This is a genomic window from Intestinimonas sp., from assembly GCF_026169115.1.
Classification (GTDB): Bacteria; Bacillota; Clostridia; order Oscillospirales; family Oscillospiraceae; genus Intestinimonas.
This window is the reverse complement of the sequence record NZ_JAPFEA010000142.1, coordinates 1-5,289: the sequence shown is the minus strand read 5'-3', so window position 1 is coordinate 5,289 and position 5,289 is coordinate 1. Positions and strand designations below refer to the sequence as shown.

4 protein-coding genes and 1 pseudogene are annotated in these 5,289 nt (G+C 66.1%); all 5 read right to left on the bottom strand.

Annotation, left to right across the window (positions count from 1 at the left end; genetic code table 11):
- Positions 1 to 333 (bottom strand): annotated as a pseudogene (locus Q0Y09_RS11885) (copper amine oxidase N-terminal domain-containing protein); the annotation flags it as partial.
- Positions 330 to 881, bottom strand: a complete 552-nt coding sequence (locus tag Q0Y09_RS11880) for a sigma-70 family RNA polymerase sigma factor (RefSeq protein ID WP_297721930.1) — start codon at positions 879 to 881, stop codon at positions 330 to 332. The pseudogene Q0Y09_RS11885 and the gene Q0Y09_RS11880, both read right to left, overlap by 4 nt.
- Before the next feature lie 138 nt (positions 882 to 1,019).
- Positions 1,020 to 2,393, bottom strand: coding sequence for a penicillin-binding transpeptidase domain-containing protein (locus tag Q0Y09_RS11875; protein ID WP_297721927.1), 1,374 nt, complete (start codon positions 2,391 to 2,393; stop codon positions 1,020 to 1,022).
- Entirely contained in the window at positions 2,386 to 4,197 is a 1,812-nt protein-coding gene (locus Q0Y09_RS11870) for an FtsW/RodA/SpoVE family cell cycle protein (protein ID WP_367184389.1), read from the bottom strand. Before Q0Y09_RS11870 ends, Q0Y09_RS11875 begins: the two co-directional genes overlap by 8 nt.
- Positions 4,198 to 4,264: 67 nt before the next feature.
- Complete coding sequence (locus Q0Y09_RS11865) at positions 4,265 to 5,041, bottom strand: S24 family peptidase (protein ID WP_297721923.1); 777 nt, start codon at positions 5,039 to 5,041, stop codon at positions 4,265 to 4,267.
- Between the last annotated feature and the right edge of the window lie 248 nt (positions 5,042 to 5,289).

Here is a 5,289-nt window from a genome sequence, read left to right as displayed (position 1 = left end):
CTCCACAGTCAGGGTATAGTTTTCATCGCTGACCGACCGGATCTCCCGGTCTACAAGGGCCTGCGCGGGGGCGGTGTCCCCCTGGAAAAAGGCATTTAGTACGTCGAAGTGGTACGTGACAGCCAGGGTGGTGCCCACCAGGGCCGCAGTGGCGGCGATGAGGACCGCCGCGAAACGGGTCTTTTTCCGCATCTGTGGTCTCCTTTCCGAGGGGAGACCGTCCAGGGCGACGTTCACCCGGCGGACCATGTCCTCCGGGTCCAGCGGCTGGGGGCAGGGCGCCTTTGTGGGTACCGTATCCCACCAGAGCTCTGCAAAATGGGTTTCCTTCACGGGTGTTCCCCTCCTTTCGTCAGTTCCTCCCGCAGAGCCAGCCGCCCCCGGCGCAGGCGGCTTTTGGCGGTGGAGAGGTTCAGCTTCAGGTCCCGGGCGATGTCCCGGAGCCGGTCTTCGTACCAATAGTACCGGAGGAAGAGGGTGCGGTCAGGCTCGTCCATGGCGTCCACGGCCTGCCACAGCCGCTCTGCCCACTCCCGCTGCTCAGCCGTCTCCTGGGGGCCGGGCTGGGGGGCGGCGTCGGTGTCGGAGAGGGGGAGGACCGGGGCGGGGGCCCGGCGGAGCCGATCGACGGCCTTGTTCCGGGCCACTGTCCCCAGCCAGGGCCGGAGGTCGGCCCCCTCCCGCAGCGCCCCGGCGTGGGTCCACAGGGACAAAAACACGTCGGAGACCACCTCCTCCACGTCCTCCCGCAGGGCGGGCCCGCCCGTGGACAGGGTACGCCACACCGTGACGCTCACATAGGGGGTGTACCGTTGGACGGCCTCCTCCAGGGCGGCGCGGCGGCCCCGGCGCAATCCCTCAATCAGGCGCGTATCTTCCACAGGCATCCCTCCGTCGGTTTTGGCTTCGAGTCTCCCGCGGGTCAACTCTGACTGGATATACGCATTTCCCGGGAAAGGGTTGCGGGAAATGCAAAAAATTCCGGCGGGTGACCGCCGGAATTTTTTGTTTCCATGATTTTAGTAGCCGTTCACCAGCAGGTCCAGGACAGCGGCGGCCACGCTGCCGGCGGTCTGCGCGCCGCTGCCGCCCTCCTCCACCACCACCACGAAGGCGTAGGGGGCGTCCTCGTTGCGGAGGAAGCCGGTGAACCAGGAGTTGGGGGCCCTGCCGCCGCCCACCTCGGCGGTGCCCGACTTGGCGCAGAGGTCCATGTTGGGGAACCGCCCGGCGCCGTAGGTCTCGGTGACGTTCCGGGCCATCATGTCGGCCAGGGTGGCCGCCGTGTCGGCGTTGATGAGCTTGCCGGTCTTGTGACTGAAATAAAAGGATGGGGGAAAGCCCAGAGGAGTCACCGTCTTGCGGACCAGCTGGGGAAGGGCGGCCCGCCCGCCGTTGGCCACGGCCCCCATGTAGATCATCAGGGACATGGGGTTGACCAGATCGTTGAACTGGCCCACCCCGGCCCAGCCCAGCTGGTTTTCCGACGCACCGGAGAACTGGAAGCTGCCGGCGGCGGTTTTGAGGCCGCTGACGCTGTACCGGTCAGTGAGCCCCGCCTGCCGGGTGTACTCGGCCAGGACCTCCGGCCCCAGCTCCGCCGCCAGCTGGGCGAAGACGCCGTTGCAGGACTTGGAGAAGGCGGAGTAGATGTCCAGCTCCCCATGGGCGGCGGGGCAGGTCACCACGTCGTTCCCCACCTGACAGGAGCCGGAGCAGGTGAAGGCGCGGCTGAAAAGGTCGGGGAGGTTTTCGATGGCGGCGGCCAGCGTGATCGTCTTGAAGACCGAGCCGGGGACAAAGGTGGACGAGAGGGCCCGGTTGAGGTAGACGCCGTCGTAGGCCGTATCCCCCTCCTGAATGTCGGGGGGCGAGACCGGGTCAAAGGTGGGGGAGGAGAACAGGCACAGGACCTCGCCGGTCTCATAGTTGTAGACGGCGGCCGCCCCCTTTTTCCCGTTCATGGCGGTATAGGCGGCGTAGTTGAGCCGGGCGTCGATGGTGAGGTAGAGGTCGTTGCCCGCCCCCATGGGGCTGTATGCCCCGGTGAGGAGGTTGTAGCCCGAGAGACGGTCGGCAAAGGCCACCAGGGCCCCGGAGCCGATCCGGCCCTGGGCGTCCCCCACCACGTGGAGGGTGGCCTTCCGGACGGTGGCGTTGTCGTAGTAGACCCGGCTGCCGTCCTCATCCACCCAGGAGAGGAGGTCTCCGTCCCGGTCCAGCACCCGGCCCACCGAGAGCTCGCCCCGGCTGTTGTAGAGGTGGCGGTTGGCGGCGAAGGAGACCCATTTCCCGCCGCTGAGGAAGAAGCGGAAGCAGAATACCCCCAGGCCCAGCACCAGGGCGGCGGCCAGAAGGAGACAGAGCGCGGCCCGTTTTTCGATCTTACGCATCGCCGTCCACCTCCTCTCCGGGCGTTTTGGGCAGATAGATGGAGTCCCTTTCCTGGCGCGAGGGGAGCCGGATGGCAAAGCTGGCATTCTGCCGGGTGTCGGTGGCCTTCAGGAAGGCCAGCAGGCCCCAGGAGGAGAGCATGGCCGAGCCGCCGTTGGAGACGAAGGGGAAGGTGACGCCGGTGAGGGGAAGGAGGTCCACAGAGCCGAAGACGTTGAGACAGGTCTGGAAGACCAGCAGGGAGGTGGCGGCGCAGGCGGCGATGGTGTAAAAGCTGGACCGGCCTGACCGGCAGGACCGGACGGCGAAGACGGCCAGGGTGACGATGCACAGCACCGCCAGCACGGCGATGATGAGCCCCCACTCCTCGCACAGCATACCGAAGACCAGGTCGGTGTCGCCGGCGGCCACGTTGTGGAGCCAGCCCTCTCCGGCCCCCACCCCCACCAGACCGCCGGAGGCGGCAGCCGACATGGTGCGCACCTGCTGAAAGCCGCCGGCGGAGGATTGCTCCCAGGCGTGGCCCCAGGTGGCGAACCGTTTGAGGATGTAGGGTTTGAAGGTGAGGAGGATGACCACGCCGAAGACGGAGCCGCCGCAGATGAGGGCCAGGGTGGCCCAGTCGCCGGAGCGCAGATAGGCGATGACCAGGAAGGTGACGAAGAAGATGGCGGCGGTGCCGAAGTCGCTCATGAGGGCCAGGCAGCCCAGACACACGGCGGTGAGGACCATGAAGAGCCCCAGATTCCGCTTCCGGAAGAGCCGTTCCAGCGTGGCCGAGCCGGCGAAGATATAACAGATCTTGGCCACCTCCGAGGGCTGGAAGGAGAGGGGGCCCAGGGTGATCCAGTTGAGGGCGCCGTATTTGCTGTGGCTCAGGCCCAGAAGGCCCAGCACCAGGGTGAGACCCAAAAGGCCGATGGCGCCGGCGGCCATGAGCCAGCGGATGGCCTTCACCCGGTCCAGGTCCCGGAGGAAGACCCCAAGGACTACAAAGAGGAACAGCCCCAGCAGCAGGGCCAGCAGCTGTTTGAAGAGGGCGGAGGGGGCGGAGGAGGCGGTGACCGCCAGGGAGAGGGTGGAGAGGAAGAAGGCGATGGTCTCCATCTCGAAGCCCACCCGGCGGATGGCCCGCATGGCCAGGAAGTAGCCCCACATGACGGCGGTGAGACAGAGGAAGGCGCCGGGAACGGCGGCGGGCAGCTCTGGTCCGGCGGCGGCCATGAGCTGCACGGCGGTGAGGATCTGGAAGAGGGTGAGGAAGAAGAGGCCCACCCAGGGGGAGACGGGGCGCTCCTCGGCCTGCCGCCTGGCCCGGCGCTTCTCCCGCTCCTCCGGCGGCACCGGCAAAAGAACGGTCTCCACGCCGCCCAGGGAGAGCACGTCGCCGTAGGCCACCGGTGCGGCCTCGGCCACCGGCCTTCCGTTGACGGCGACGCCCCCCTTGGAGCCCAGGTCGTAGACCGTCCAGCTGTCGTTCTCCGCCCGGATGAGGGCGGCGTGCTGCCGGGAGACGGTGGGATAGCCCAAAATCACATCGCAGGCGTTGGAGCGGCCCAGGAAGTTTTCCCAGTGGGCGAGGGGCTGGGAGAGACCGTTGGGCAGGGTGAGGTAGGCCCACACCTCCGGCACATGGGGCACCGTGAGGAGGGAGCGGATGCTGCGGATCAGGATAAGGGCGGCCAGAACGGGGAAGAGGAACCGCACCACTGTGGTGTACCACGCCATAACGGCGGCGTGGTCGTGCAAAAAGACAGCCAGACCATGGACCAGGTCTTGCAGTCCGTCGGGGAGCTGGGGCAAACATGACCCCTCCTTTCTTGAAAGCAGTATAGCACAGTCGCGGGCTTCGGACAAAGGAAATCGGACGTTATTCCCGGGCGGGCAGCCGGACATAGTCCCGGACGGCGCCCAGGATGGTGCCCAGACAGTGAAGCTCATCCGACCGGCGGACAGGGACGTCCTTGTACTCCAGATTGATGGCCACCAGCTTGGTCCGTCCGGTGGAGCGGGAGAGCGTGCGGAAAAAGAGCTCATGCCCCAGGAGAAAGAGACCCAGCTGGTTGGGGCCGGCGGGCTGGCGTTTGACGGCCAGCATGGTGCCGGGGAGATAGACCGGCTCCATGGAGCGGTCAGTGAGGAGGAGGCAGAAGTCGGCCTGCTCGGTGACGCTGTCCAGGGTCACGTCCAGCGGGACATAGCGGAAGCCGTCCATATAGGCCCCGCGCAGACCCTGGGCCGCCGGCTGGAAGCACAGAAGGAGCCGCCGCTTTCCGGTGGGCAGGGGCAGGGGCGAGAGGTTGAGGAGCAGCTCCAGCAGGCTGTCCACCATGGCACGGCCCTGGACGGTGAGAACGCCGTAGTCCCGGACCAGCTCCCACTCCTGGCTGGAGAGATAGCGCAGCCCCGTCTCCTCACACTGGACGGGGATGTACTGCCCGCCCGGGATGTCGTCCTTCAACAGGTAGGAGAGGGAGATCCCCAGGGTCCGGCAAAGCTGGTCCAGGGCCTGGGGCGACGGATGGCGGGTCTGGCCGGAGAGGATCTTGTTTACTGTGCTCAGGGGGACGCCGGAGCGGCAGGCCAGCTCGGCGCTGGTGAATCCCAGCCGGTGTTTGGCTGCGGTCAGTTTGGTGCTGATGGACATGGGAAAGCCCTCCCTCCAAAATTCGACATAAATTATCCAAATTTGGACAATTTGCGGGAAAGAAAGGGCCAGTTCCGGGGAGGGCGATTGACAAGCCGGGAGAAATACTGCGAATTGTCAAGTCAAGTGCAACAAAGAGCCAAAGAAGATTTCAAAGGGAGCGCGCCAGTCAAGGCATTTGCGGGGTCTGAAATTCATGAGGAAGACGAAGTCGTCCAGGAAGGCGTCAGAGAAAGCAGAGAAGTCGG